Origin of the sequence: Rahnella aquatilis CIP 78.65 = ATCC 33071, assembly GCF_000241955.1 — a bacterium.
Lineage (GTDB): Bacteria > Pseudomonadota > Gammaproteobacteria > Enterobacterales > Enterobacteriaceae > Rahnella > Rahnella aquatilis.
Window position 1 is genome coordinate 1,560,917 of sequence record NC_016818.1, and the last position, 22,255, is coordinate 1,583,171.

Annotated in this window: 20 protein-coding genes; 3 read left to right on the forward strand and 17 right to left on the reverse strand. The window is 54.1% G+C overall.

Going from position 1 to position 22,255, the window contains the following annotated elements:
- Positions 1-20 precede the first annotated feature (20 nt).
- The 8 genes from RAHAQ2_RS07150 to RAHAQ2_RS07185 all read right to left on the reverse strand — a co-directional run bounded on the left by RAHAQ2_RS07150 (position 21) and on the right by RAHAQ2_RS07185 (position 7,590).
- Positions 21-1,718, reverse strand: a complete 1,698-nt coding sequence (locus tag RAHAQ2_RS07150) for an NAD-dependent malic enzyme (protein WP_015696585.1) — start codon at positions 1,716-1,718, stop codon at positions 21-23.
- A 157-nt stretch (positions 1,719-1,875) separates the two neighbouring features.
- The gene (gene cdd, locus RAHAQ2_RS07155; protein ID WP_037038665.1) at positions 1,876-2,760 is read right to left on the reverse strand and encodes a cytidine deaminase; all 885 of its coding nucleotides are present in this window, start codon (positions 2,758-2,760) and stop codon (positions 1,876-1,878) included.
- A gap of 173 nt (positions 2,761-2,933) precedes the next feature.
- Entirely contained in the window at positions 2,934-3,668 is a 735-nt protein-coding gene (locus tag RAHAQ2_RS07160; protein ID WP_015696587.1) for an arginine ABC transporter substrate-binding protein, read from the reverse strand.
- A 222-nt stretch (positions 3,669-3,890) separates the two neighbouring features.
- Positions 3,891-4,562 (reverse strand): arginine ABC transporter permease ArtM, encoded by a 672-nt coding sequence (gene artM, locus RAHAQ2_RS07165; protein WP_015696588.1) that lies wholly within the window; start codon positions 4,560-4,562, stop codon positions 3,891-3,893.
- Positions 4,562-5,278, reverse strand: coding sequence for an arginine ABC transporter permease ArtQ (artQ, locus tag RAHAQ2_RS07170; protein ID WP_013574753.1), 717 nt, complete (start codon positions 5,276-5,278; stop codon positions 4,562-4,564). The genes artM and artQ overlap by 1 nt, the downstream gene beginning before the upstream one ends.
- 12 nt (positions 5,279-5,290) lie before the next feature.
- Positions 5,291-6,022, reverse strand: a complete 732-nt coding sequence (gene artJ, locus RAHAQ2_RS07175; protein ID WP_013574754.1) for an arginine ABC transporter substrate-binding protein — start codon at positions 6,020-6,022, stop codon at positions 5,291-5,293.
- Positions 6,023-6,069: 47 nt separating this feature from the next.
- Positions 6,070-6,798, reverse strand: a complete 729-nt coding sequence (gene artP / locus RAHAQ2_RS07180; protein ID WP_086935294.1) for an arginine ABC transporter ATP-binding protein ArtP — start codon at positions 6,796-6,798, stop codon at positions 6,070-6,072.
- Positions 6,799-7,008: 210 nt separating this feature from the next.
- Positions 7,009-7,590, reverse strand: coding sequence for a lipoprotein (locus tag RAHAQ2_RS07185; RefSeq protein ID WP_015696590.1), 582 nt, complete (start codon positions 7,588-7,590; stop codon positions 7,009-7,011).
- A gap of 188 nt (positions 7,591-7,778) precedes the next feature.
- On the opposite strand from RAHAQ2_RS07185, the gene RAHAQ2_RS07190 reads away from it, so the two are divergent.
- Both RAHAQ2_RS07190 and RAHAQ2_RS07195 read left to right on the forward strand, forming a co-directional pair.
- On the forward strand, positions 7,779-8,105 hold the full coding sequence (locus tag RAHAQ2_RS07190; RefSeq protein ID WP_013574757.1) for a heavy metal-binding domain-containing protein: 327 nt from the start codon (positions 7,779-7,781) through the stop codon (positions 8,103-8,105).
- Positions 8,102-8,950 carry an N-acetylmuramoyl-L-alanine amidase gene (locus RAHAQ2_RS07195; protein ID WP_015696591.1) on the forward strand — a complete coding sequence of 283 codons (849 nt, stop codon included), beginning with the start codon at positions 8,102-8,104 and terminating at the stop codon, positions 8,948-8,950. Before RAHAQ2_RS07190 ends, RAHAQ2_RS07195 begins: the two co-directional genes overlap by 4 nt.
- A gap of 22 nt (positions 8,951-8,972) precedes the next feature.
- On the opposite strand, the gene RAHAQ2_RS07200 is transcribed toward RAHAQ2_RS07195, so the two are convergent.
- The 7 genes from RAHAQ2_RS07200 to RAHAQ2_RS07230 all read right to left on the reverse strand — a co-directional run bounded on the left by RAHAQ2_RS07200 (position 8,973) and on the right by RAHAQ2_RS07230 (position 18,455).
- On the reverse strand, positions 8,973-10,007 hold the full coding sequence (locus RAHAQ2_RS07200; RefSeq protein WP_015696592.1) for an NAD-dependent epimerase/dehydratase family protein: 1,035 nt from the start codon (positions 10,005-10,007) through the stop codon (positions 8,973-8,975).
- 156 nt (positions 10,008-10,163) lie between these two features.
- Positions 10,164-11,618, reverse strand: coding sequence for a DUF2867 domain-containing protein (locus RAHAQ2_RS07205; RefSeq protein WP_015696593.1), 1,455 nt, complete (start codon positions 11,616-11,618; stop codon positions 10,164-10,166).
- Positions 11,619-11,699: 81 nt separating this feature from the next.
- The gene (gene ltaE / locus RAHAQ2_RS07210; RefSeq protein ID WP_015696594.1) at positions 11,700-12,713 is read right to left on the reverse strand and encodes a low-specificity L-threonine aldolase; all 1,014 of its coding nucleotides are present in this window, start codon (positions 12,711-12,713) and stop codon (positions 11,700-11,702) included.
- Between the two features lie 101 nt (positions 12,714-12,814).
- The gene (poxB, locus tag RAHAQ2_RS07215; protein ID WP_015696595.1) at positions 12,815-14,539 is read right to left on the reverse strand and encodes a ubiquinone-dependent pyruvate dehydrogenase; all 1,725 of its coding nucleotides are present in this window, start codon (positions 14,537-14,539) and stop codon (positions 12,815-12,817) included.
- 179 nt (positions 14,540-14,718) lie between these two features.
- A complete protein-coding gene (gene hcr / locus RAHAQ2_RS07220) occupies positions 14,719-15,732 on the reverse strand; it encodes an NADH oxidoreductase (RefSeq protein WP_015696596.1) in 1,014 nt (337 codons plus the stop codon).
- Positions 15,733-15,738: 6 nt separating this feature from the next.
- Positions 15,739-17,391: a hydroxylamine reductase gene (gene hcp, locus RAHAQ2_RS07225; protein WP_015696597.1), complete on the reverse strand. Its 1,653-nt coding sequence runs from the start codon at positions 17,389-17,391 to the stop codon at positions 15,739-15,741.
- A gap of 164 nt (positions 17,392-17,555) precedes the next feature.
- Positions 17,556-18,455, reverse strand: a complete 900-nt coding sequence (locus RAHAQ2_RS07230; protein WP_015696598.1) for a LysO family transporter — start codon at positions 18,453-18,455, stop codon at positions 17,556-17,558.
- A 189-nt stretch (positions 18,456-18,644) separates the two neighbouring features.
- Here RAHAQ2_RS07230 and RAHAQ2_RS07235 point away from each other — a divergent pair, with 189 nt between their 5' ends.
- A complete protein-coding gene (locus RAHAQ2_RS07235) occupies positions 18,645-20,378 on the forward strand; it encodes an ATP-dependent endonuclease (protein ID WP_015696599.1) in 1,734 nt (577 codons plus the stop codon).
- On the opposite strand, the gene RAHAQ2_RS07240 is transcribed toward RAHAQ2_RS07235, so the two are convergent.
- Together RAHAQ2_RS07240 and cspD are read right to left on the reverse strand one after the other, a co-directional pair.
- Positions 20,375-21,364, reverse strand: a complete 990-nt coding sequence (locus tag RAHAQ2_RS07240) for a VirK/YbjX family protein (protein WP_015696600.1) — start codon at positions 21,362-21,364, stop codon at positions 20,375-20,377. The two genes, RAHAQ2_RS07235 and RAHAQ2_RS07240, sit on opposite strands and share 4 nt — an antisense overlap.
- 292 nt (positions 21,365-21,656) lie before the next feature.
- Entirely contained in the window at positions 21,657-21,878 is a 222-nt protein-coding gene (gene cspD, locus RAHAQ2_RS07245) for a cold shock-like protein CspD (RefSeq protein WP_015696601.1), read from the reverse strand.
- Positions 21,879-22,255 lie beyond the last annotated feature (377 nt).

Here is a 22,255-nt window from a genome sequence, read left to right on the forward strand (position 1 = left end):
CTTCTTTTACTACATCGGGATCAGAAAGAGGTGCGCTTATAACTGCGGTACTGCGGTGCCCAGAAGTTGTGCTCAATGGCTTTCGACAGTGAATCTTCTGAGGTCACCATCGCGACACCCTGCAACTGCGCGGCTTTACCGACGGCCATCGCGATGCATTTAGACACGCCCTGAATGTCGTCCACATCCGGCAACAATGAACCTTTACCTTCCGTCGCCAGCGGGGAACACTCTGCCAGCGTCCGGCTGGCGGCCATCAGCATACCGTCGGTGACGCGGGTGGCTCCCGAAGCAATCACACCCAGCCCGATGCCCGGGAAGATGAAGGAGTTGTTGCATTGTGCGATAGGGTAGAGCTTGCCTTTGTGGCTCACAGGGGCAAACGGGCTGCCGGTGGCGACCAGCGCGGCACCGTCGGTCCAGTTCAGGATGTCTGCCGGTGTGGCTTCAACGCGTGATGTCGGGTTGCTGAGCGGCATGACGACCGGACGGGCGCAGTGTTTGTGCATCTCACGAATGATTTCTTCGGTGAACAGGCCAGGCTGGCCGGAAACACCGATCAGTACCGTTGGCTTAGCGTTACGCACCACGTCCAGCAGGGAAACACTGTCGCTTTCCATGCCCCAGCTTGCCAGTGCGCTGCTTTTTTGCACCAGTTTGCTCTGGAAATCCAGCAGGTTAGGCAGTTTGTCGGTCAGCAGACCGAAACGATCCACCATAAAGACTTTGGCGCGGGCTTCTTCTTCGCTCAGACCTTCAGATTTCATCTGCGCAACGATTTGTTCTGCGATACCACAACCGGCTGAGCCCGCGCCGAGGAATGTGACTGTCTGATCGCTCAGTTTGCCACCGGCGGCTTTACTGGCGGCAATCAGGCTGCCCAGCGCCACGGATGCTGTGCCCTGAATATCATCGTTAAAGCAGCACAGTTCATCACGGTAGCGTTCGAGGATCGGCATGGCGTTCTTCTGCGCGAAATCTTCAAATTGCAGTAAAACGTTTGGCCAGCGGATTTTCACGGCCTGAATAAACTGATCAACGAACGCTTCATATTCTTCGCCGGTAATACGCGGATGACGCCAGCCCATGTAAAGCGGGTCGTTCAGTAATTGCGGATTGTTGGTACCGGCGTCCAGCACCACCGGCAAGGTATACGCCGGGCTGATGCCGCCACAGGCGGTATACAGGGAAAGCTTACCGATCGGGATACCCATACCGCCGATGCCCTGGTCACCCAGGCCGAGGATGCGTTCGCCGTCAGTGACTACCACCACTTTAACGTGTTGTTTGGTGGCGTTTTGCAGCATGTCGTCAATGTGGGCACGGTTCGGATAAGAGATAAACAGGCCACGTGCGCGGCGGTAGATATCGGAAAAGTGCTCACAGGCTTCGCCGACTGTCGGGGTATAAATCACCGGCATCATTTCGCTGAGATGATTGTCCAGCAGACGGTAAAACAACGTCTCATTGGTGTCCTGAATGTTTCTCAGATAGATATGTTTATCGATGTCGGTTTTGAAATTCTGAAACTGGCGGTAGGCACGGTCAGCCTGTTCTTCGATGGTTTCTACTGCTTCAGGCAGCAAACCGTGAAGGTTAAAGTTGCTGCGCTCTTCTTCCGTAAAAGCGCTGCCTTTATTCAGTAACGGAAACTCTAACAGGATCGGGCCAGCGTGGGGAATGTACAGGGGGCGTTTACTTTCGTATTCAAGTTCCATCGTTTTACTCTTCCGGTTTCAGAATGTTGTTTTTTATATTTCGGAGCGGTGAGGGTAACAGAGAGGAAATAAGGATTTCAAATGACAAATGTAATGACAATGTTATGTAACTAAAGACTCCGGAAACGAAGTCTTTAGTGTTAACCGGCTCACATTATCAGCAGGCCAGCGTGGTGATATCTTCGCAGCCCAGTGCTTTTAACGTGGCGCGCGTGGCATCGCTTTGTGTGATCAGCGCACCTTTTTGTTCGACCAGTACTGCCCGGCGAACTTTCAGGCAATCTTCCCCTGACATATTCAGCAGGATTAACGCCGCCTGCAGCGGAGGCAGGCCCGGGTTGAATGCGGCGTTTTCGGCGTAACGGCCACCGAACTGTTTGCCGTTATGCGTTTCCAGCGCCACACCACTGTGCGACTTACTGTAAGGCGCATGACTTTGGTTGCAGGCATCCAGCGCAATAAGGGCAAGGGGATCAGCATTTTTCAGCGTATAGCCGTGGTTCACTTTGTCCATCAGCAGGGTGGTGATGTCCAGATCCTTCGGGCCGAAGGAGTGCGGCAGATAATCGCCAAGTGTTGCCACTTCCCGGTCGGGCAGATGAATATCCAGCGCCGTGCCGCTGGTCAGCTCATTCATAAACTGACGGCAATGCCCGCAAGGGGTGTAATTCACGGTAATGGACGCCAGACGGGTTTCACCGCGCAACCAGGCGTGGGTGACCGCAGATTGCTCGGCATGAACGGTCTGCTGCATCGGCGCACCGGCGAATTCCATGTTGGCACCAAAATACAGATTACCCGACGTGCCGCGTGCGACGGCACCGACATTGAAATGAGAAATCGGCGTAACGGAACAGGCAGCGGCCAGAGGCAGCAGGGCAAATGCCAGCGCGTCATCATCCAGTCCGGTCGCCTGTTTTACCTGCGCAACATCAGCCGCAGTGAGCATGGCGGGGAAGTCATCATGTCGCAAAAACGGCTCAAGTGCGGAGGATAAATTTTCAGGGAGTGCCGCAAAGGCGGTGTGAAAACGTGCGTGCATAAACATTCGGTCTCGCAGTGATTACGGTTGAACAGTGTAAAAGTCATTCCATGAATGTGGTGTGACGAATGTCACTTTTTGGATGTAATAAGTTCTGCTTCGTTGCATATTTGGGAGATGTCACGCATAACAGCCGCCTTTTTAGACGGCTGTTAAAAAAGGATGACGGGGAATCAGTGTGCCGGGAACCATTTATCATTCAATTTCTGGAATTCGCCGTTGGCTTTGATGCCTTCAAGCGCCGTGTTCAGTTTCGCCAGCAGTGCCTTATTATCAGGACGCACAGCCATGCCAACGCCGGTACCAAAGTATTGCGGATCTTTAATCACTTCGCCCACTTCACCGAGATTCGGATTGGATTTCAGCCAGCCGTTCAGTACGGCGGAGTCTCCTAACAGCCCGTCCAGGCGACCACTCTTCAGATCCAGAATCGCATTCTGATAGCTGTCGTAACCGACAGTGGTGATTTCAGGATGCTTTTCCATCAGGTATTTCTGGTGCGTGGTGCCATTTTCCAGACCGACACGCTTACCTTTCAGGTCCGCAACAGAAGCGAACTTGCCTTTCGGCCCGATGATCATCGCGGTGTTGGCATAGTAAGGTTGGGTAAACGTCACCTGTTTGCTGCGCTCTTCGGTGATATCCATACCGGAAATAATCACATCGAAACGACGGAATTTCAGTGCCGGGATCAGGCCATCAAACGGCTGATTGGTGAAGGTACAGGTTTCCTGCATTTGCTTACACAGCGCGTTCGCCAGATCGATATCAAAACCAATAATCTGGTTGTCAGCGCCGATCGATTCAAACGGCGGATACGTGGCGGAAGTACCGAAACGAAGGGTTTCAGCAGCGGTGGCATTGAAAACCGTGGCAGACAAGAGGGCGGCGAGGATCAGCTTTTTCATGCAATACATTCCCGTTTATAAAATGACATTCCCTTCATGGTACAGTGTGCTGATTTTATTAATATAATCGGACAACTGGCAGGAAGTGAAACCAGCTAATAAAGTGCCATTAAATGAATTTATATGCAATAAATTTGATTAAAAATTTATAAACAAGGATGGGGTTCGTTTTTCAGGCACAAAAAAAGGGACGATTTCTCGTCCCTTCAGCTTTTTGTCTGGCTATCCGTTACGGCGCTCAAACGCCAGGGCGCGACGCTCAATCAGGCGCATCATCAGGGTCAGCAACCCGTTCACGCAAAGATACACAAGACCGGCTGCGCCAAACACCATCACGTCATAGGTGCGGCCATACATCAGCTGGCTGTGCCCCATCACATCCATCAGCGTAATCGTGTAGGCCAGCGAGGTACTTTTAAACACCAGCACCACTTCGTTGGAATACGACGACAAGGCGCGTTTAAAGGCGTAAGGCAACAGAATACGCAGGGTCTGTGGTTTCGACATGCCCAGCGCTTCGCAGGATTGCCACTGACCGGACGGAATTGCACGTACCGCCCCGGTAAACAGCTGCGTGGTATACGCCGCGCTGTTCAGCGCCAGCGCAAACATCGCGCAAAGCCACGGCTGCGACAGGACTTCCCATAACCACGGGATTTCACGGATCGACGGAAACTGACCCGGTCCGTAGTAAATCAGGAAGATTTGTACCAGCAACGGCGTGCCGGTAAACAGCGTGATGTAACCTTTAACGATCTGACTGGCCACCGGCACTTTCAGCGTCAGGATCACGGTAAAAATCATCGCCAGCAGCAGCGCCACAATCAGTGCCGCCAGGGTCAGCGTCAGGCTGGTGTGCAATCCTTTCAGGACTTCAGGTAAATATTCCCACATCAGGAAGCACTCCGTTCAAAGCGTGTGGTACGCAGTTCAATGCGTTTAATCACGAACTGGCTGAACAGGGTGACAAGCAGATAAATACACGCCGCAATCACATACCAGGTAAACGGCTCCTGCGTACGGGTTGCGATGCTTTTGGTTTGCAGCATCAGGTCATTCACGCTGATAAGCGACACCAGCGCGGTATCTTTAAGCAGAACCAGCCACTGATTACTCAGCCCCGGCAACGCATGACGCCACATCTGCGGCATGATCAGACGGAAGAAAATCGCTGACTTTTTCATGCCCAGCACCTGACCGGACTCCCATTGTCCTTGCGGCACGGCTTTCAGTGCACCGCGCAAAGTCTGTGAAGCGTAAGCCGAGTACAGCAGGGAAAGTGCGATCACACCGCATACAAACGGGCTGACTTCAAAGTTCTCGATCGGCAGTTTTATCGGAATGGCAAACAGGCCGAGATTAATGCTAAAGCCGTCGGCCAGCACCATCAGCAGTTGCGAGGAGCCAAAATAGATGAACAGCACCACCAGAATTTCTGGCAGCCCGCGCAGGACGGTAACCCACGCGGTGCCCAGCCAGCTAAGCGGCTTCCACGGCGCAGATTCCCAGACGGCGAAGATCATCGCCAGCACCAGGCCGAGGATCAGCGCACAAACGGCAAGGCCGACGGTCATCCCGGCGGCGCTTGCTAAAGGTTGGAATTCAGTCATTGATAGGCAAACTTATTGCTGGAACCATTTTGAATACAGCGTCTTGTACGTGCCGTCTGCTTTCACTTTTGCCAGAGCATCATTCAGTTTAGTCAGCAATTCGGTATTGTTCTGACGAACCGCAACACCCAGACCGGTACCGAAGTAAGTCGGATCAGTGATTTTGTCACCCACAGCGGCCAGGTTTTTGTTCTGTTTCAGCCATTCGTTCACCACGGCGGTGTCACCGAATACGGCGTCCAGACGACCATTTTTCAGATCCAATACGGCATTCTGATAGCTGTCGTAAGGAACGGCGGTGATTTCAGGGTGCTTATCCATCAGGTATTTCTGATGCGTCGTGCCGTTTTGCATACCGACACGTTTGCCTTTGAGTGCTGCAACGTCAGTGAACTGACCAGAATGGGCGATGAAAATAGCAGAGTTATCATAGTACGGGTTGGTGAAAGCCACTTGTTTCTGACGTTCAGGCGTGATGTCCATACCGGAAATGACCGCGTCAAAACGGCGGAATTTCAGGCTTGGGATCAGGCTGTCAAACGCCTGATTGGTAAATGTACAGGTCGCCTGCATCTCTTTACACATGGCATTAGCCAGATCGACGTCAAAGCCCTGGATCTGATTGCTGGAGTCGACAAACTCAAACGGAGGATAAGACGCTTCCATCGCGAAACGGATGGTATCAGCAGCGCTGGCAGACAAACTGACGGTAGCCAGAACCGCGGCAATTACTAATTTTTTCATCGCAAACTCCGTAGAAACATCAATCAATATGTTGAGAGAAATACAGTTTAGTGGGAAAGGTAGCTGGCAAACTCTTTGGTTTGCGGCTGTGCGAAAACGGAGGCATCGCCTTGCTCGACAATGCGGCCATTTTCCATGTACACCACGCGGCTGGCGGTTTTACGCGCAACTTCAACTTCGTGGGTCACGATAACCTGAGTAATACCGGTGCCGGCCAGTTCGCGAATAATGCTGACAATCTGGGCAGTGATTTCCGGGTCAAGCGCGGCGGTCGGTTCATCAAACAGCAGAACCTGAGGCTCCATCATCAGCGCACGGGCAATCGCCACACGCTGTTGCTGACCACCGGAAAGATGTAACGGAAAACGATCGGCGTAATCGGTCAGACGCAGACGGGTCAGCAATTTCTGGGCACGCGCGAGCGCAACGTCTTTCGTCAGCCCCAGCACACGCACAGGCGCTTCCAGTAAATTGTCGAGCACCGTACGGTGCGGCCACAGATTGTATTGCTGGAAGACCATACCGACGTTCTGACGCAATTCGCGAACCGCTTTTTCATCCGGCTTGCGGGTGAAATCGAAGGTATTACCGGCGATCTGCAAAGTACCTGAACGCGGCATTTCCAGCAGGTTCAGAACACGTAACAGGGAGCTTTTACCTGCACCACTTGGCCCAAGTAAAACCAGGGTTTCACCGGCAGGGCAGTCGAGCTGGATGTCAAAAAGCGCCTGATGCACGCCGTAGAAGCAGTTGATGCTATTAAGTTGAATACTCATGCGCAAATAGTGAATAGCCATTGATGCCGCAGATGGTAACTTCCGCAGCATAGTTATGCAACGATCGCGGCTTAAAAATTATGTGTTGCCGCAGGAATGCCAAAGTGTAGCACAACATATTGTTAAACCGCTGTGACGGGGATGTTGGTCAATGACGATATTCATCACTGACCCACATTATGCAACCGCTGTTTTAGAGAAAGGAAGGGCTTACTGGTGTTCTAAAACCTGACGCAGTGTGCCACTGGAAGCAAAATCGAGGTTTGCCATATAACGCACGTCATCCACCGTCCAGCATTTGCCTTCACGCACCATCAGCACTTCATCTTTCCAGCTTGTCGATGCGCCTTTGTCTTTATCATGGGTGAAGGTGACTCGCAGGGGAATATTGCGGGCGTCGGTGTTCGGAATGGTGGAGGCGCTGTCTACGGAGGCAGACGTCGGGCCATCAAACAGGCTGGAGAAGATATCGCCATCGCCTGAACCCGTGCCGGTTTTCTCGTTAGGTGAAGCAGCGATATCCACTTTCGGCTGTGACCGGGCTTTCAGCAGCGCATCATACAAGGCGGTGCTCAGATAAGGGCGGTATGCGGCGAGCTGGCTGGAATTGGGTAATCCGCTGCCGCCTTGTTTGATGCGAAAATCATAAAATTGCTGGGCCACGCTGTCGGGGCCGCCATCTACACAGGGTGCGGTGCGGCTGCCGATATCCTTATAGGCAGGTTCTACCGTGGTGCAGGCACTTAACATCAGTACCAGCGGAATTGCGGCGACGGGAGTTTTCTTTTTCATTGTATTCCTTACTGAAAGATTGAACATTTTCACCATGACGTTCTTTACCATACAGTATAAAACCGATTTGGCTTAATGCATGGCGAAGAGAAAATCTGTCGCAGGCCATACCTTGATCTCCCGCGCAGGGTTTATGCTATTAATGGCATTATTGCCAGGATTTGGACGACAACTGATAAGGAATACTCATGCAAATTTCAACCACCCCGACTCTCGAAGGTTTCACCATCGCTGAATATTGTGGCGTAGTGACGGGCGAAGCGATTTTAGGGGCGAACATTTTCCGCGATTTCTTCGCGGGTGTGCGCGATATCGTCGGCGGACGCTCCGGCGCTTATGAAAAAGAGCTGCGCAAGGCGCGTGAAATTGCTTTTCGTGAACTGGAAGAACAGGCGAAAGAGCGCGGTGCGAACGCGGTTGTGGGTATTGACATCGATTATGAAACCGTGGGCAAAGACAGCAGCATGCTGATGGTCAGCGTGTCCGGTACCGCAGTGATTGTGCACCGCAAATGATCTTCCAGTATGTGAAACGTGGCCTGTTCACCGTCGCATGGCTTATGCTGGCCGGTTGTCAGCACGCCGGCCAGCAGAGTGCGGATGCGCCGTTCCGGCTGGAAACGGCGCGACAGGCGCAGGGTGCGGATCAGCGGATCCGTTTTCTGGTGATCCATTACACCGCTGAAGATTTCAACAACGCATTAAATACGCTTACAGATGAACACGTCAGCGCACATTATCTGATCCCGGCGCAACCGCCACTCGAAGCGGGTAAACCGGTGGCGTGGCAACTGGTGCCTGAAAATATGCGCGCCTGGCATGCCGGTGCCAGCGGCTGGCGCGGGCGAACCAATCTCAATGATACGTCGGTGGGCATCGAACTGGAGAACAAAGGCTACAGCCACTATTTGCTTGGCAAAAAGTTCTATCCGTTCCCGCCTGCACAAATTGATTTACTGGCTGATCTGAGTCAGGAAATTGTCGCGCGTTATCAGATAGAACCGCGCAATGTCGTGGCGCACAGTGATATCGCGCCGCAGCGCAAAGATGACCCCGGCCCGTTGTTCCCGTGGCAGGAAATGGCTGAACGTGGGATTGGCGCCTGGCCGGATGCGGCGCGGGTGAATCATTATCTGGCGGGGCGTAATCCGCAACAACCTGTCAGTCAGGCGCAGTTGCTGGCGTTGCTGAAAGCGTACGGATATTCGGTGGAAGAGAATATGACGCCGCCTCAGCAGCGTCGGGTGATTGCGGCGTTCCAGATGCATTTCCGCCAGAGTGATTATCGCGGCAATGCAGATGCCCAAACCGAAGCGATCGTCCGGGCGTTGTTACAGCAGTTTCCGGATAAGAACGACTGACATCAGCGGCTGACCTTTACGGTCAGTCGCGTTTCGGACCGATGCCGTGCAGCCCCTGAAGTTTACCGTGATCGCGCAGCCAGTCGGCGGTGCGGATAATCCCCTGATCGAGTGAAATCACCGGCACATAACCGAGTTCTTTCTGCGCACGCTGCGTGTCGAGCGTGAGATCGAAATTGAGTTTTGCCACGCTGTAATGCGTCAGCACCGGTTCTTTCTGCGAGCTTTTGCTGATGTGTTCCATGCCCCGCGCCATCATATCCAGCAGCGGATACGGCACCGAACGGATGCGGTATTTGATATCCAGATTTTCCATCAACTGTTTCACCAGCGTATGCAGCGGACGCGGTTGCTGGTTGGTGATATTGAACGCACGGCCAGATTCTGTCGCCTGTGAGTGCGTCGCCAGCCACATCGCATGCACGGCATTCTCGACGTAGGTCATGTCTACCAGCGCTTCACCGCCGCGTGGCAGCATCAGTGTTCCGCCATATTTCAGCATTTGCAGTAAACGCGGCATCATGACGTTATCGTGCGGGCCGAAAATGCCCTGCGGGCGCAAAATAGTGAAATGTGTTTGCGGATTCGACAATGCCAGCGTGTGGATCACCTGTTCCCCGGCGGCTTTACTGCGCGCAAAGGAGTTGGCGAAACGGTGCGGGCGGAAGTCTTCCTGAATGTCGCGGTGATGGTGAAAATCGAAGTAGATCGCCGGTGACGAAATATGCACGAAGTTTTCCACGCCATACGCGGTGGACCATTCGCCCAGACGCCGCGTGGCGCGCACGTTCGCCAGCTCGAATTCCTGTTCACTGCCCCACGGCGACATCAGCCCTGAGCAATGCCAGACGGTATCGATATCTGCCAGCAGGGCTTTGGCCTGAGCAGACACCAGTGTGGTGAGATCGGCGTGAATAAATTCTGCACCCATTTTCTGCAAAAGCGGTCCCATGGCGGCATTCCGGCCCGTCGCCCTGACTTTGATGCCTTTATTTCGCAGAAACTCAACGGCATTTCGTCCAAGACCGCCGCTCGCACCGGTAACCAAAACCTTCATATACAGGCCAATGCCTTCATAAACAGAGAAAAATCGTTGTCAGCGTCGGGGTTCTGGCACCCCTGAGCAATAAGGGTGCCATTCTTTCGTGAAATTGTGCGGGTTGCAATGGGAAACGGGGAAAGCTGTGTCTGACAGCAGATTAAATGAGCCTCTTTAGCGTCCGCACCGGTCTTTCTGCCGGGCGAGGCTGGCGATGCGTTTTGCCATGCCACGAAAAATAAACTGATGAGCGGGCATCATACTGAACCAGTAAAGCAGGCCGCTGAACCCTGCCGGATGCCACCAGGCACGCACATCCAGGCTGCGGCTTTCACCGTGGTCGGTAATGGTGAATGTTAAACGACCGAGCCCCGGCGCTTTCATGCCGAATAACAACGCCAGCTCCCGCTGAGGTTTCAGCCCGATAACTTTCCAGCCATCAATTTTATCGCCGGGTTTCAGGAAGTCCCGTTCAGGACGGCCATATTTCACGCCGCCGCCGAGTAAATCGTCGATCCGTGCCCGTGTTTTCCACAAGCCGTTGGCATAGAAATACCCTTCAGCGCCCCCAAGCTGCTGGATGACTTTCCATAATGCGGCTTTTGACGCCGACGTTTCCAGGGTGAAACCCGCCTGTTTCGGATAATAACCGTAGCCTGGCCGCCAGCGCGCACGGGCATCAGGATCATATCCCCAGTCCGGTGAATCCATGATTTGTTGCTGTTCTTTTTCCAGCGTACTGCGGATCGCCTCATCAAGGGGGATCAGTGTCTGCGGGATCAGCTTTTGCAGTTTCTCACTGTCAGCCGGTAAATCGTGGTTCAGCCCCTGGATCAGCGCTTTTGCCAGCGACGTCGGTACGGAGGTGATCAGGCTGAGAAAATATACCGAAACAAAAGCTGTCGGCAGGGGAACGGGGATCAGCCAGCGGCGTTTACCGCTCATCGCGATAAAGCGTTTAAACAGCGTCTGATAGCTGATGTATTCCGGTCCTGCCGCCTCCAGAATCTGATTTTCTGTGGCAGGCAGCGTCACCAGTCCCTGTAAATAATTAAGCAGATTTTCCAGTGCAATGGGTGATGATTTGGAGCGAACCCAGCGCGGCGGCGTCAGCACCGGCAGGTTGTAAACCATGTCACGCATCACTTCAAACGCGGCAGAACCCGCGCCAATCACGATGCCGGTGCGCAGTTCCGTCACCGGAATTGTGCTCATGCGCAGTAAATCGCCGGTGAGTTTTCTTGCCTGCAAATGCGCCGAATGGTTGCCTTCCGGCTGCATCGAGCCGAGATAAACAATGTGCTTAATGGAGGAATCTTTCAGTGCCAGCAGGGTGTGCTGCGCCGCCTGCCGTTCTTTTTCAAGTAAATCATCATCTTCTGCCATGGCATGCACCAGATACACCAGCACGTCAGCACCTTCGAAGGCGGCGGCCAGCGTTTTACTCTGATAGACATCCGCGAAGCAGCAGCGGACGTTTGGCCATTTTTGCTGTTGCAGCCATTCGATACGGCGTGCGGCTGCCGTGACCTGAAAACCTTGCTGGCTCAGGTGCGCCGTCAGATGTTGCCCGATATACCCGCTGGCACCGAGAACGACGATCCGGCCAGTGTGTGTCGTGATTGGCATTTCCATTTGCTCGGTCAGTGTTAGGGAGATAAAGCAGAAAGTACGGCGATACCGCGCAGGCTATCGCCGTCAACCGGACTGTCAGGCGTGCTGATGCAGGAATTCCTGCCACAGCGCCACGACTTTTTGCAGATCTTCGCGGCTGATATTGATGTGCGTGAGCACGCGTGTCACGGGACCCGCGCTGATAATCACGCCACGCTCCAGCATCCATGGCCCCATTTTGGCGGCCAGTTCTGCGCTTTGTTTAATGTAAAGCACGTTGGTTTGCGCGCCGGGTTCTGCGATTTCTGCGCCAATTTTGCTCAGTTCTTCTGCCAGCCACTGTGCATTGTCATGATCATCTTTCAGACGTGCCACGTTGTTTTCCAGCGCGTAAATGGCCGCTGCGGCCAGAATACCGGACTGGCGCATGCCGCCGCCGGTCATTTTACGCCAGCGGTTGGCGCGCTGGATGTACTCTTTGCTGCCGACCAGCAGGGAGCCGATGGGCGCGCCCAGACCTTTCGACAGGCAAATAGTCAGCGTGTCGCAATACCGAGTGATCTCACGCAGTTCTACGTTCAGCGCCACTGCCGCATTCATGATACGCGCGCCGTCGATATGCAGTGCCAGCCCTTTTTCGCGGGTGAAAGCATACGCCTTTTGCAGATAATCCAGCGGAAGTACTTTGCCGCTGTGGGTATTTTCCAGGCTGAGCAGGCGGGTTCGGGCAAAATGGATATCATCCGGTTTGATGGCTGCCGCGACTTTATCCAGCGGGATAGAGCCGTCAGCATCCATATCCAGCGGCTGAGGCTGTATGCTGCCGAGCACCGCGGCTCCGCCCGCTTCGTACATATAATTGTGGGCTTTCTGACCCACAATGTATTCCTCGCCGCGCTGGCAATGCGTCAGTAACGCCACCAGATTGGCCTGCGTGCCTGTCGGCAAAAACAGCGCCGCTTCTTTGCCACACAGCTTTGCCGCCATGTCCTGTAAAGCATTTACCGTCGGGTCATCGCCGTAGACATCATCGCCGACTTCAGCGCGGGCCATGGCCTGTCGCATAGCTTCACCGGGGCGGGTTACGGTATCACTGCGTAAGTCGATCAACGTGGCTTCCTTCTGGGTTATTGCCCGTCATACTTCGAATTATTTAGGGCTTAATAGTCGAGTTATTACTCGTCGAATCCTCCACTATAGCCCTGTCAGGGTTATCGCAGCCAGTTGGTTTTTGCCAGTTCGACCACTTCGTCGCCCCGGCCGCTGATCACCGCACGCAGCATATACAGGCTGAAGCCTTTTGCCTGCTCGAATTTTATCTGCGGCGGCATCGCCAGTTCTTCAGTGGCGGTAATGACATCAATCAGCACCGGCCCTTCGTAAGCGAATGCATCCTGCAGCGCGGTGTCGATATCCGAAGCTTTTTCAACGCGGATGCCTTTGATGCCAGCCGCTTCAGCGATAGCGGCGAAATCCGGGTTTTTCAGCTCGGTGCCATCCGTCAGATAACCGCCCGATTTCATCTCCATCGCCACAAAGCCCAGCACGCTGTTGTTGAAAATGATGATTTTCACCGGCAGCTTTTGTTGCGCCAGGGTCAGGAAATCCCCCATCAGCATGGCAAAGCCGCCGTCGCCACACAGCGCTACCACCTGTCGTGTGCGGTCAATGGCCTGTGCGCCAATCGCCTGCGGCATGGCGTTGGCCATCGAGCCGTGGTTGAACGAACCGAGCAGGCGGCGCTGGCCGTTCATTTGCAGATAACGGCAGGCCCAGACGGTTGGTGTGCCGACGTCGCAGGTGAAAATGGCGTCGGCAGCAGCGAAGCGGCTGATTTGCTGCGCCAGATATTGCGGGTGGATTGGCTGCTTGTCGTTGGGTGTCGCCAGCCCGTCGAGATCTTTGCGTGCTTCTTCGTAATGCTTCAGTGCCTTGTCGAGGAACTTGCGCTCATTTTTTACCTGTAATTGCGGCAGAAGGGCGGTCAGGGTGGATTTGATGTCGCCGACCAGCGCCATATCCACATGGCAATGCGCGCCGATGCTGCCCGGATTAATATCGATCTGAATGATTTTTGCATCGGTCGGGTAGAAGGCGCGATACGGGAATTGCGTGCCGAGCAGAATCAGCGTATCGGCATTGAGCATGGCATGATAACCGGAAGAAAAGCCGATCAGCCCGGTCATGCCGACGCTGTACGGGTTATCCCATTCGATATGTTCTTTGCCCCGCAGCGCATGCACCACCGGCGCTTTCAGGGTTTCGGCGAGTTTAATCACTTCGTCGTGCGCTCCCGCACAACCGCTGCCGCACATCATCGTAATGTTGGTTGCGCCGTTCAGCAGTTCGGCGAGTTTCGCCAGTTCCGTGGGCTGAGGTGTGACTTTGGGCAGCACCGGCGGATACCAGCTGACTTTAGCGTCTTCCGGCGCAGGCTTGAGCGCCACATCACCCGGCAGCACAATCACGGACACGCCACGGTTGAGAATAGCTTTGCGCATGGCGATCGCCAGTACCTGAGGAAGTTGCTCGGGATTGCTGATCAGTTCGCAGTAATGGCTGCATTCACGGAATAATTCGGTCGGATGGGTTTCCTGGAAGTAACCGCTACCGATTTCGCTCGACGGGATATGCGCGGCAATGGCGACAACCGGCACGTGATTGCGATGGCAATCGAACAGGCCGTTAATAAGATGCAAATTACCGGGCCCGCAGGAACCGGCGCAGACCGCCAGTTCGCCGGTGATTTGCGCTTCGGCACCGGCGGCAAAGGCGGCCACTTCTTCATGGCGCGTGCCCAGCCATTCGATGGTACCCATGCGGTTCAGGCTGTCGCTCAGCCCGTTCAGGGAGTCGCCGGTGACGCCCCAGATCCTTTTTACGCCTGCTGCCTCGAGAGTTTTTGCCAGATATGCTGCTACGCTTTGTTGTTTCATTACTGAATCCCTCCACTGATGCTGAAAAATAACTGCGTTAAGCATAGTCCACTGATTACATCCTTGAATGTTCAGCTTTAAACCATACAAAAATATGCGGAGGAGGGAGGTGAAGTTTTGTAAATCTGCCCGCGCAGACTGTAAAAAGTCATGTGCGGGCAGGGCGTTAACGCGGAGGTTCAGGCGAGGGTGACGTCGCCCTGTAGCTGACAGCTACAGGCCAGCACATAGCCCTGGGCGACTTCTTCATCGGTCAGCGTCATGCTGCTGGTGGTCTGATAATCACCGGAAAGTATCCGGGTTTTACAGCTGCCGCATACGCCTGCACGGCAGGCCGCGGTGACCGGTAGCTTGTGCTGTTCCATGGCAGCCAGCAACGTAGACCCCACCGGTACGCGGTAATTCTGTAAGGGGGTCAGGCGGGTCAGTGTCAGTTGCTGATCAGCAGACACTTCCGCTTGCGCAGCCTGAAACTGTTCTTTGACGATATTCTCTGTCGCCGCGCCCAGTTCTTTTACCCATTCTCCGGCCAGTTGCATATAAGGCGCAGGGCCACAAATCATCACCCGTCGTTCACGGAGATCCGGCACCTGACTTTGCAATAAATCCTGGCTCAGACGTCCGGCGATTTGCCCCGGTTTTGCATCCTGTTCAGCAAGAAGGGTCAGATTCAGTTGCGGATATTTTGCCGCAAGTTGCTGCCATTCTTCGGCAAAGATAATGTCCTGCGGGCTGCGCACGCTGTAAAACACCTGCACGCTTTGCGCCGGATGATGCGCCAGAATATCGCGGGTGACCGACATCACCGGCGTCACGCCACAGCCTGCCGCCAGCAATAACAAAGGCTGTTCCGTGTCACAGGTAAATTCGCCCTGCGCATCGCTCAGCCATAAATAATCACCGGGTTTAACCTGCTGTGTCAGCCACTCTGAACCTTTACCGCCTTCGATGCGGCGCACCGTCAGCTGGATAAAGCGGCTCTGACCCGGCGTGGAAGACAGGGTGTAGGCACGCTGTACGTCGCCACTCCGGGCAATATTCACCAGCGCAAACTGGCCGGGACGATAGGGATACACATCGTGATTAATCAGCGACAGCGTGCGGACATCCGGCGTTTCCTGTGTGACGGAATACACCTGCATGCGGTTCTGGCACAACGCGGTCGGCTGATCGGGAAATAAGGGAAAATTCATCTCAGCTTACTCCGGCAGCATGGTTTTCAAATCCTGCTCAACCGAGGTGATTGCGCGCAGGCCAAATTTTTCATTCAGGATCGCCAGCAGGTTGTCGGTGAGGAAGGCCGGTGCCGTCGGGCCGGTGGCGATATTTTTTACGCCAAGCGACAGCAGGGTCAGCAGGATCACGATCGCTTTCTGTTCAAACCACGACAGCACCATACTCAGCGGTAAATCATTCACACCACAACCTAATTTCTCAGCCAGATTCACGGCCAGAATAATGGCGGAATACGCGTCGTTACACTGACCGACGTCCAGCAGGCGAGGCAGGCCTTCAAGCGTACCGAAATCCAGTTTGTTGAAGCGGTATTTGCCACAGGCCAGCGTCATGATCAGGCAGTCCTGCGGTACGCTGCGCGCCAGATCGGTGAAGTAGCTGCGTTCGCCGCGGCTGCCGTCGCACCCGCCGATCAGGAAGATATGGCGCAGTTTTTTCGCGGCAACTAAATCAATCACGGTGTCTGCCGCGCTGAGTAAGGTCTGGCGGCCAAATCCGACGGTAATTTCCTGTTCAATTTCGCTGTAACGGAAGCCCGGAAGCTGCAACGCCTGTGCAATCACCGGCGCAAAGTCTTCGCCTTCCAGATGCTGTACGCCCGGCCAGCCGACGATGCTGCGGGTCCAGATACGGTCACCATAATTGCCGACATTCGGGTCAATGATACAGTTTGAGGTCATGACGACAGGGCCGGGGAATTTGGCGAATTCCACCTGCTGATTTTGCCAGCCGCTGCCGTAGTTACCGGCCAGATGCGGGAATTTTTTCAGTTCGGGATAACCGTGCGCTGGCAACATTTCGCCGTGGGTGTAAATGTTGATGCCGGTGCCTGCGGTTTGCTCGAGCAGCATCTGCAAATCTTTCAGGTCGTGACCGGAGATCAAAATTGCTTTGCCTGCCAGCGGACGGACGTTTACCGCGGTCGGTTGCGGATGTCCGTAAGCGTCAGTTTCACCTTTGTCCAGAATGGCCATCACGCCAAAGTTCATTTTGCCGATGGCCATCGCGTTCGCGAGCAGTTCGCCCATGTCCGACGGTTGCGTGCCGAGCCATGCCATCAGACGATGATATTCGGCGTAAATGGCGGTATCAGACTGGCCCAGAACATGGGCGTGCTCCATATACGCCGCCGCTCCTTTCAGTCCATACAGGCACAGCATACGCAGGCCGTGAATGTCATCGCCGATCTGCGCTTTGTCACCGTTGAGGGCAAATTGCTGCGCCTGTTGTTGCAGCTCGCTAAGCTTATCACTTACCAGTTCCAGGGCGGCCAGCGGATGACTGACGGTAATTTGCGGATCCATCAGACGGCAGCGGACGGCCAGTGATTCGCGGTAAAGCACGGCTTCACGGGCGTACCCGACGATACGGTCAGAATCGAAGTTTACGTTGGTCAGCGTGGAGAAAAAGGCGCGGGGTGCGAAGCTGTCGATCTCTTCATCAATGATGCCATAGCCTCGTGCGGTCAGTGCCCAGGCGGATAAACCTTCTAATACCGCGACCAGTAAGTCTTGTAAATCAGAGGTTTCTGCCGTTTTGCCACACATACCTTGCGCATACGCGCAACCATTGCCCGCCGGGGTACGGACTGTTTGTTCACATTGCACACAAAACATAATGAGGTCCTTTTAAAGTTGCATTTGAAATGCTTGTTTTGATGCAAGCCTAGAACTGGCTGAGACAGAAATGAAGGGATTTTTAAGACAAAGTGACGCGGAGTTGATTTATCGCAATTTTTGCGGGAGGTTCCCGCTGCGGGAAGGCAGCGGGACGGACAGGATCATGCAGAGAAAAAGGCCATTAGGACCGGGGCAATCAGGCTGAGGATAAATCCGTGTACCACGGCTGGCGGCACCATATCCAGCCCGCCGCTGCGCTGCAATACCGGCAGGGTAAAGTCCATGGATGTCGCGCCGCACAGGCCGAGCGCCGTTGAACGGCTGCTGCGTACCAGTGTCGGGATCAGCATAATGGCGCAAAGTTCACGGGCCAGATCGTTAAAAAAGGCCGCGCTGCCAATCACCGGGCCAAAAGAATCGGTCAGAACGATGCCGGAAAGCGAATACCAGCCATAACCGGAGGCGATGGCCAGCCCGGTTTTCAGCGGTAAACCCAGCAGCAGGGCGGCCAGTGCGCCGCCAATCAGGGCGCTGAGGGCGACCACTATCGCCACCATCATGCCGCGACGGTTCAGGATGATCTGGCGCAGAGTCATGCTGCTGTTACGCAGTTGCAGACCCACCAGCGCCAGCAGGAATAACAGCGCAATTTCGCTGGCCTGCGACGCGAACGTCAGCCAGTGCCATTGTGTCAGGCCCAGGGCAAAACCCCCGACCACCACGCCGCACAGTTTCAGTGATTCGAGCGCCATATGAATGCGGGACGGTAACTTTTCCTGTTTATACTGCGTTTTCCAGGGCTTGCGGCGTTCCAGCAGCCACAGCGCGGCGTAGTTCATCACGAAGATGCACAGGAAACAGACGGCGGCATATTTGAAAATCAGCAGCAAATTCGCGCTGAGATTATCGAGGAAAGCCAGACTGATACCCATAATGAACAGGATGACGTACACCATCCAGCTCAGTAACTGGTTAACAAGATGCAAGAGGGCACGGTTTTTAAGCGGAATGAGATAGCCGGCAATCAGCGGCAGGAGAATAATTAACAGCCCGGAGTACATGATGCAAAAGTCCCTGAAAAGTGTGATCCCGTGAGTGGTGCGCAGCACAGAAAATGCCGCCCGCCACGCTAACGAAAAGTTATCGGACTGTAAAGCAGCTTTGGCGCGCAGAGATATCTCAGCGCGCTTGACCTGAACCAATTTTTAACGCCATGCTCAGGAAAGCTTTGAGCGCACAGGAGGCGTCTGATGTATCTGGAACGTGTTGATATTGTCGGTTTTCGCGGGATTAACCGCCTGTCTTTGACGCTGACGCAGCCCGCGCAACGTGGCGCATCGATTACCGGTTCTGTCCATCAGGGGCAGGCCGAATCCTTTCTGACCAACACCGTGTTAATCGGCGAGAACGCCTGGGGGAAATCCAGCCTGCTCGATGCCTTAACCTTGCTGCTTTCCCCGGAACCCAAACTGTATTGCTTTAAAGAGGAGGATTTCTATTTCCCGGCGGGCGAAGAGGAATCCAAATCACAGTATCTGCACGTGGTGTTTACGTTTTGCGAGAACCAGGCGGGGCATCATATGTCGCCGCGGTTTAATCCGCTCTCACCGCTTTGGGTGAAATGTGCTGACAAACTGAACCGTATTTATTACCGGCTGGAAGGCGAGCTGGACGACGATGGCAGCGTGATGACGCTGCGCAGTTTCCTGTCGTCCAACGGCCAGCCTTTAAATCTGACGACGATAGATCCGCTGGCGCAGGCGCTGATCCGCCTGAATCCGGTATTACGTTTACGCGATGCCCGTTTTATCCGTCGTCTGCGCAGTGAAACGCTGGCACCGCGGCTGGCAGTCAATAATGAAGAACTGGCAAAGCAGCTCGATGAACTGACGCGCGAACTGGTCCACAGCCCGCAGACGCTGAAAAACAGCGAACTGCGCAGTGGCCTGTCGGCGATGCGACAACTGCTGGAACACTATTTTGCCGAGCAGGGGACTTCCAGCAGCGCGCCATGGCAGCAAAAGCGTCATGGCCGGGCGGAGAGCCGACGCGCATGGCGTTCGCTGGATAACATCAATCGCATGATTGCCGAGCCCAACAGCCGCAGTATGCGGGTGATGCTGCTTGGCATGTTCTCTACGTTGTTACAGGCGAAAGGTTCGGTGGTGCTGCATCCGGATGCCCGGCCACTGTTACTCATCGAAGACCCTGAAACCCGTTTGCATCCGATTATGTTGTCGGTGGCCTGGGGGTTACTGGATCAGTTACCGTTACAGCGCATCACCACCACTAACTCCGGCGATTTGTTGTCGCTGGTACCGGTTGAGCAAATATGCAGACTGGTGCGTGAGTCCGGTCGTGTCGCGGCTTACGCCATCGGTCCTGAAGGGCTGAGCATGGAAGACAGCCGTCGTATCGCTTTCCATATACGTTTTAACCGGCCCTCGTCTTTATTCGCCCGCTGCTGGCTGCTGGTGGAAGGCGAAACCGAAGTCTGGTTGCTGAATCAACTGGCGCGTCAGTGTGGTTATCATTTTGAATCGGAAGGGATAAAGGTTATTGAGTTTGCACAATGTGGCCTGAAGCCTCTGCTGCGTTTTGCGCGGCAAATGGGCATCGAATGGCATGCGCTGGTCGACGGTGACGAGGCGGGTCGCAAATATGCGGCAACAGTGATTGCGAACGTGGAAAATCACAACGATACGCTGCGGTATCGCCTGACTGCATTGCCGTCACAGGATATCGAGCACTTTCTGTATCGTGACGGTTTTGAGGACGTTTACCGCAAGAATGCGGCGATACCGGACAATGTACCGATGTCGCCGAGAAGAATTATCGATAAAGCCATTCACCGCAGTTCAAAGCCGGACCTGGCGATTGATGTGGCACTTGCGGCCTCACTGAGGGGAACCTCGTCGATTCCTCCGCTGCTGCGGCAAATGTTTTCCCGCGTGGCATGGCTGGCACGCGGCAGGGCAGATTAAGCGGCATGGCTGTTTTCAGTCATCGCCGGATGACCATGACCGCTGGAGAAAGTGTGACGGATCTGCGTTTCCAGATCGTCTAACAGCTGGTAGCGGCGACGATACTCCGAGCGCCGTTTACTGGCGATTTCTTCCAGCGGGCGATGGGCAATCTGCGACGGTAAATGGAAATAGCCATCATCGCCCGGTTTTGCGTCCAGGGTTTCCCAGAAACTGTCGTAATCGGCAAACACCATGCCTTTGCGTTTTTTGTAACGCGGGTTTTCATAAATATGGGTGTGATTACCCACCGCTACGATTTGCTGCATGCCGGTCACATCCGCGAGTGTGGTCAGCGCTTCAATCACCAGGCGTTTCGGGAATAAACCGTGACAGGCTTTGGTCGCGGTCTGAATTTCCTGGTGATCAACATGCGCACGCGGCCCCTGTAACGCACCGATGAACAGCGTCGGACGGCCCAGATAGACTATAAACGAGAACGTCACAATCGCAATCGGCTCACCCTGCGGATTATTAAAGGTCAGGGTGGCTTCTCCTTCTTTATCCAGACGACTGACAGCATTAAAGGTGACAGAAAAATGCTGCCCCTCTTTGCCGGTCAGCGTGGCAATCGGCATCGGTTTTTTATTCAGATAGCCATGATTAATCGCGTCAGGCAGGCAATGGCCAATCATATCGTAATGATCGGTGATGCGTTTCATTGCCTGTTCCGGGGTGATATTCGCCGACTGATAGGCGCGGTGTAGCTTACAGGGCAGGCTGGGCATGGCGGTCAGAATTTCGTCGCGCTGCGGATGCTGTGCCAGATAATCAAGCATCCCAATTGTTCTGCGCGGGTGCGCCAGCGTGCGGAAAAGAAATTTGAGGCGATAGCGCGGTAATTCCCATGACGGCCCCGGCGTGATCTGACGGGAGAGCAAGGCCTTCATTAACTGAAGGCCGGAAAGTGGCGCCTTTTCTACAGAAGGGTAGCCGTAAGTAGTCATGGTAATACCTGTTGTCGTGAGCCAGAGTTTTGTAGTGGCTATTTCATCAGGTCATGAATAAACAGGTGTACAACGGCGGGAATGATGGAGAAATTGAACGTGATTTGTTGAGATTATGTTTAGGCTTACGTCGTCATATGACATGTCTTAGCAATTGGTGTCTAAAAAATGTACTTTTTTTCACGCTGAGGGCTTGAAGCCGGAGGCATTCTCCCCCATAAATAAAAATGCCAGTCAGTAAGTGACCGGCATTTGCAGTTGAAGCGTTATCTGATGCGTGATGCTGAACCGGTCAGGCGACCGCTTCACTTTCCACTGGAATGATGAGACTGGCATGATTCCCCTTTGGGCCTTCATGAACGTCGAAATTGACCTGCTGGCCGGCTTTCAGAGTCCGGTAACCCTCCATCTGGATTGTGGAGTAGTGAGCGAAGATGTCTTCACCGCCATTTTGCGGGCAAATGAAGCCAAAGCCTTTAGCATTATTGAACCATTTAACAGTACCCGTCTGCATGCTTCTTCATCCCTCTCATGACTAGTCTGGTAGTAAATAGATAAAGCCAGTTGGGTGAGCACGAAGGCCGGAACACAGCGGATAAGCGTTGGTTCAGGCCGGTTTAAACTCCGTTCAGCTCACGAATTTACACTCTAGTGGAATAGAGTTAGACGTCAAGGAAACGGCATTTGTCGCGGGGGAGCAGATAACCAAAGTTTGAAGCAGGTAACGCTATTGGCATATTTTGTTAAGTTTTCACAAGCGTTGTCTGACGCATGTAGACATTTTGTGCAGCGGCAAGGTGAGGCCAGAGATGGTAAAATACGGTAATAACAACGCGAGGCTCTACAGAAAGCCTTCTCGTTTGTGTATTTGGCTTCCTATACGATCTTCAC

Coding starts and splice junctions, on each gene's coding strand:
- artP (WP_086935294.1), bottom strand. CDS start 6,798: ATGAGTATTCAACTTAATAGCATCAACTGCTTCTACGGCGTGCATCAG.
- RAHAQ2_RS07150 (WP_015696585.1), bottom strand. CDS start 1,718: ATGGAACTTGAATACGAAAGTAAACGCCCCCTGTACATTCCCCACGCT.
- poxB (WP_015696595.1), bottom strand. CDS start 14,539: ATGAAACAACAAAGCGTAGCAGCATATCTGGCAAAAACTCTCGAGGCA.
- hcp (WP_015696597.1), bottom strand. CDS start 17,391: ATGTTTTGTGTGCAATGTGAACAAACAGTCCGTACCCCGGCGGGCAAT.
- RAHAQ2_RS07240 (WP_015696600.1), bottom strand. CDS start 21,364: ATGACTACTTACGGCTACCCTTCTGTAGAAAAGGCGCCACTTTCCGGC.
- cdd (WP_037038665.1), bottom strand. CDS start 2,760: ATGCACGCACGTTTTCACACCGCCTTTGCGGCACTCCCTGAAAATTTA.
- RAHAQ2_RS07185 (WP_015696590.1), bottom strand. CDS start 7,590: ATGAAAAAGAAAACTCCCGTCGCCGCAATTCCGCTGGTACTGATGTTA.
- RAHAQ2_RS07195 (WP_015696591.1), top strand. CDS start 8,102: ATGATCTTCCAGTATGTGAAACGTGGCCTGTTCACCGTCGCATGGCTT.
- RAHAQ2_RS07235 (WP_015696599.1), top strand. CDS start 18,645: ATGTATCTGGAACGTGTTGATATTGTCGGTTTTCGCGGGATTAACCGC.
- RAHAQ2_RS07190 (WP_013574757.1), top strand. CDS start 7,779: ATGCAAATTTCAACCACCCCGACTCTCGAAGGTTTCACCATCGCTGAA.
- hcr (WP_015696596.1), bottom strand. CDS start 15,732: ATGAATTTTCCCTTATTTCCCGATCAGCCGACCGCGTTGTGCCAGAAC.
- RAHAQ2_RS07160 (WP_015696587.1), bottom strand. CDS start 3,668: ATGAAAAAGCTGATCCTCGCCGCCCTCTTGTCTGCCACGGTTTTCAAT.
- RAHAQ2_RS07200 (WP_015696592.1), bottom strand. CDS start 10,007: ATGAAGGTTTTGGTTACCGGTGCGAGCGGCGGTCTTGGACGAAATGCC.
- RAHAQ2_RS07205 (WP_015696593.1), bottom strand. CDS start 11,618: ATGCCAATCACGACACACACTGGCCGGATCGTCGTTCTCGGTGCCAGC.
- artM (WP_015696588.1), bottom strand. CDS start 4,562: ATGTGGGAATATTTACCTGAAGTCCTGAAAGGATTGCACACCAGCCTG.
- RAHAQ2_RS07230 (WP_015696598.1), bottom strand. CDS start 18,455: ATGTACTCCGGGCTGTTAATTATTCTCCTGCCGCTGATTGCCGGCTAT.
- artQ (WP_013574753.1), bottom strand. CDS start 5,278: ATGACTGAATTCCAACCTTTAGCAAGCGCCGCCGGGATGACCGTCGGC.
- cspD (WP_015696601.1), bottom strand. CDS start 21,878: ATGCAGACGGGTACTGTTAAATGGTTCAATAATGCTAAAGGCTTTGGC.
- artJ (WP_013574754.1), bottom strand. CDS start 6,022: ATGAAAAAATTAGTAATTGCCGCGGTTCTGGCTACCGTCAGTTTGTCT.